General features: G+C 32.3%; 5 protein-coding genes and 1 pseudogene. 1 reads left to right on the top strand and 5 read right to left on the bottom strand.

Translation table 11 applies throughout. The features are described 5' to 3' along the window. Positions 1-58 precede the first annotated feature (58 nt). From AADI82_RS14375 to AADI82_RS14355, 5 genes are read right to left on the bottom strand one after another with little or no spacing between them, the layout of a single operon-like run. Positions 59-871 carry a purine-nucleoside phosphorylase gene (locus tag AADI82_RS14375; RefSeq protein ID WP_341217110.1) on the bottom strand — a complete coding sequence of 271 codons (813 nt, stop codon included), beginning with the start codon at positions 869-871 and terminating at the stop codon, positions 59-61. After that, positions 855-1,493 carry a TIGR04282 family arsenosugar biosynthesis glycosyltransferase gene (locus AADI82_RS14370; protein WP_341217109.1) on the bottom strand — a complete coding sequence of 213 codons (639 nt, stop codon included), beginning with the start codon at positions 1,491-1,493 and terminating at the stop codon, positions 855-857. Before AADI82_RS14370 ends, AADI82_RS14375 begins: the two co-directional genes overlap by 17 nt. Then, positions 1,486-1,977, bottom strand: coding sequence for a rhodanese-like domain-containing protein (locus AADI82_RS14365; protein WP_341217108.1), 492 nt, complete (start codon positions 1,975-1,977; stop codon positions 1,486-1,488). Before AADI82_RS14365 ends, AADI82_RS14370 begins: the two co-directional genes overlap by 8 nt. 32 nt (positions 1,978-2,009) lie before the next feature. Beyond that, on the bottom strand, positions 2,010-3,074 hold the full coding sequence (gene arsS / locus AADI82_RS14360) for an arsenosugar biosynthesis radical SAM (seleno)protein ArsS (RefSeq protein WP_341217107.1): 1,065 nt from the start codon (positions 3,072-3,074) through the stop codon (positions 2,010-2,012). Between the two features lie 58 nt (positions 3,075-3,132). Then, a complete protein-coding gene (locus AADI82_RS14355) occupies positions 3,133-3,468 on the bottom strand; it encodes an arsenosugar biosynthesis-associated peroxidase-like protein (protein WP_237239039.1) in 336 nt (111 codons plus the stop codon). 120 nt (positions 3,469-3,588) lie between these two features. Here AADI82_RS14355 and AADI82_RS14350 point away from each other — a divergent pair. Further along, a pseudogene (locus AADI82_RS14350) lies at positions 3,589-3,728 on the top strand (sodium:proton antiporter); the annotation flags it as partial.

The raw sequence follows: 3,728 nt of genomic DNA, 5'->3' as shown, positions 1-3,728 counted from the left end.
AACTCTAAACTCTAAACTCTAAACTCTAAACTCTAAACTCTAAACTCTAAACTCTTTTTTAAAGTGTTTTTATTAATTCTTTAAACAAAGTTATCATATCTGGTTCTGCTTTTGCAGCCATAGCAATAATTTCTGAAATGTTTACAGGTTTTAGATTATCTGGGTCGCATTCATCTGTTAAAACTGACACCGCTGCTACTTTTAATTTTAAATGATTTGCGACTATAATTTCAGGAACTGTACTCATTCCTACAGCATCGGCACCAATAATTTTAAGCATTCTGTATTCTGCACGGGTTTCCAGTTGAGGGCCAACTACACTGGCATAAACACCTTCGTGAAGTTTTATATTATTTTTTTTGGCTATGGATTTGAATCTTGAATTAATACTAGAATCATACGGAGCGCTCATGTCTGTAAAACGCTCGCCTAATTTTTCTACACCGTTAAAAGCTAAAGGTGAGCTTCCTTGAAGATTTATATGATCTTCAATTAGCATGAGTTCGCCTTTTTTAAAGTTTAGGTTTATAGCTCCTGCAGCATTAGATACCAACAAAGTTTTTATACCTAATTTTTCCATAATGCGAACAGGATAAGTTACATCTTGTAACGAGTATCCTTCGTACAAATGGAAACGACCTTGCATAACAATAACTTTTTTTCCTTCTAACGTTCCATAAATAAGTTTTCCTTTATGAAACTCTACCGTTGCTGTTGGGAAATATGGGATGTGATTATAACTTACTTCTTTTATAATCTCAATTTCATTAATAAGCTGCCCTAAACCTGTACCTAAAATAATACCTATTTCTGGGTTCTCGAATCCTTTTTCTTGTAGATATTCTACCGTTTTTTTAATATGCTTTATCATTTAATTGTTGTATGCGTTGTTGTAATTCAATATTCGATTTGTAAAATGATGAAGTTTCTAAATCTTCAAAAGTGTCAATGTCATTTAAAGGTTCTAGCAAACTAAATGAGATGCTGTTTTCCTTTAATTCTTCAAGTGTAATTTCTAATAAATTGGATTGACTCCAAGGTTTGTTATCAAAAATAAAATCATAAATTTTAGTCATCCCAACAAGATAATAACCACCATCAATAGCTGGTCCAAAAACAACATTATTGCTATTAAACGCTTGCAATCCGTTTTCAATATGATTAGAATTTATATCTGGTAAATCTGAGCCTATTAAAACGATTTTTTCATAGCCATCTTCAAAACCTTTTATAAAAGCATTTTTCATACGCTCTCCCAAATTTTCACCTTTTTGAACTGCTTTATAATGGTTCTCCCATTTAGTATCGATAATGGCATCAGAAAAATAAATGCGCTTATCAATTAATAAGTTTTTTATAGCTGTTTCTGTTATTTTAACGAGTTCGCTATACACTTCAAAAGCCCCTTGGTTGCCAATGCTTTTTGCAAGTCGTGTTTTAACTTTGCCTAGTTTTATGTTTTTTACAAAAACAATAATGAGTTCTTTAGTCATAAATTTTAGTGCCTTTATTAAGCCATTTACTCCATTCTTTGCTAAATGTATGTATGCTATCTGTTTCTTTTTCTTTGGAATTATAAACTGGCAAATTATTATTTTTCCATTCAAAAATACCACCATATAGGTTATATACGTTAGAGTAGCCAGCCTTTTTGAGTTTTTCAGCAATATCTTCAGATCGAATTCCTAAAGAGCAATACACAACTATGGGTTGTTGTTTGTTTTTAAGCTTTTTTACAGTTTTTTTTAGTTTAAAATTATCGTAGCCAACGCAAATAGCATGTTGCAAATGGCTGGTTTTATATTCAGATAATTCTCTTGAATCTAAAATGATGACATTTTGTTGTTTTGATAAATCTTCAACCGAAATATATGGAATGCTTTCAGAGTTATACTTTTTTAATAATTCTGAAAGCGATTCTTGGGCGAAACTAATGCCTGAAAAAAATAGAAGTATGTATAAAATATTGTGTTTCATAGTATGAGATTCCTGCTTGCGCAGGAATTGGGTTAAGCAACTACACCTTGGCAACTGCTTCCTGCGCCAGCAGTACAACCGTAGCAATGTTGCGAGATAACAATATTTCGTCCTTCAAGTAACGCCTCGTTATACTCCGAAATGTGTTTGACTTTGCTATTTACAGGTAATTCTAGCATTTGATTAAAATCGCAATCGTACAAAAACCCGTCCCAACTCACAGAAAGCGTATTAGTACACATAACGTTTGCAACAGCATTTGGATTGTAGGCCTCTATGAGCGCATACATATAATCTTCATAATTTTCTGAAGCAATTAAATAATCTAAAAACCTTGAAATAGGTAAATTAGTAATGGCAAATAAATTATGAAACTGAATATTGAAATCTTCTAACAAAGCCTTTTTAAAATCTTTTTCCATAGCCATTTGATCACCTGGTAAAAAAGCACCTGATGGATTGTAAACCAAATCTAATTTTAAGTTACTTTCGGGCATACCGTAGCCTACTTTATTTAACATTTTTAAAGCTTCAATAGATGCATCAAAAACACCATTTCCTCTTTGTTTATCGGTTTTTCCGCGTGTCCAATGTGGCATTGAGCTAACTACATGCACGTTGTGTTTTTTAAAGAATTCTGGTAAATCGTAATATTTTTTATTAGCACGAATAATGGTAAGGTTAGAGCGCACTATAAAATCTTTAATACCAGCTTTGGCAGCTTCTTCTACAAACCATCTGAAATCTGGATTCATTTCTGGTGCACCTCCAGTTAAATCTAAGGTATGTGCATCTGTGTTTTTTATAACCTCTAAACATTGTTGCATGGTATCACGCGTCATAATTTCTTTTCGATCTGGACCAGCATCAACATGACAGTGCTCGCAAACCTGATTACACATATAACCAACGTTTATTTGTAAGATTTCTAATTTTTTTGCTTTAAGCGGAAATTGATTGGTTTCAGCAATTTTAGTTTTAAATGTTGGCAAATCTCCATTTTGAAATATGCCATTCGATAAAATTTCGAGTTGCCTATTGCTATTTGCTAAATCGCTTTTGCGTTTATGTAGGGATTGTGTTTTTAATTTTGTCATATTCATTTTCCAAATTAATGGAGTTTTCTTCGGTCTTCCAACTTCGGTCTTCTAATTTTTACCCATCCAGTTTATTCACTTTATTCATCATTTGCACACCATGCACTAAGGTAGCGCCACTTTTTATGGCTGCACCAACGTGTAAAGCTTCCATCATTTCTTCTTTGGTAATACCGCGTTGTAAACCGTCTTTGGTATAAGCATCGATACAATAAGGACATTGCTCTGTGTGCGAAACTGCTAAGGCTATTAATGATTTTTCACGTGCCGTAAGTGCGCCTTCTTCGAAAACTTTTCCATAGTATTCGAAAAATTTGTCACCAAGTTCTTGATTCCATTCACTAATTTTTCCAAATTTCTTTAAATCTGCTGGGTCGTAATATGTTTTTTGCATAAAATTTTTGCTTAAAGATATAAATCTAAAAGATTTCAGTCGATAATATTTGTAATACTTAACATAAATTATTTATATAGATTTTTAAATTTTATTTTAGCGAAACTAAACAAAACTTCAATGGACGACTATTTTTTTATAATTACTGTTTTGGTAACGCTATCTGCAATTTTTGGTTACATAAACGTGCGGTTTTTAAAGTTGCCTAACACCATTGGTTTAATGCTTATCACAATTGTTTTTACTTTAGCAGTTTTTGC

Source organism: uncultured Wocania sp. (genome assembly GCF_964021735.1).
GTDB lineage: Bacteria > Bacteroidota > Bacteroidia > Flavobacteriales > Flavobacteriaceae > Wocania_A.
The sequence above is the reverse complement of the archived record's forward strand: the minus strand, read 5'-3'. Positions and strand labels throughout refer to the sequence as shown.

Excerpts from the sequence above, each read along its gene's own strand:
- arsS (WP_341217107.1), bottom strand. The coding sequence starts at position 3,074 with ATGACAAAATTAAAAACACAATCCCTACATAAACGCAAAAGCGATTTA.
- AADI82_RS14375 (WP_341217110.1), bottom strand. The coding sequence starts at position 871 with ATGATAAAGCATATTAAAAAAACGGTAGAATATCTACAAGAAAAAGGA.
- AADI82_RS14370 (WP_341217109.1), bottom strand. The coding sequence starts at position 1,493 with ATGACTAAAGAACTCATTATTGTTTTTGTAAAAAACATAAAACTAGGC.
- AADI82_RS14355 (WP_237239039.1), bottom strand. The coding sequence starts at position 3,468 with ATGCAAAAAACATATTACGACCCAGCAGATTTAAAGAAATTTGGAAAA.
- AADI82_RS14365 (WP_341217108.1), bottom strand. The coding sequence starts at position 1,977 with ATGAAACACAATATTTTATACATACTTCTATTTTTTTCAGGCATTAGT.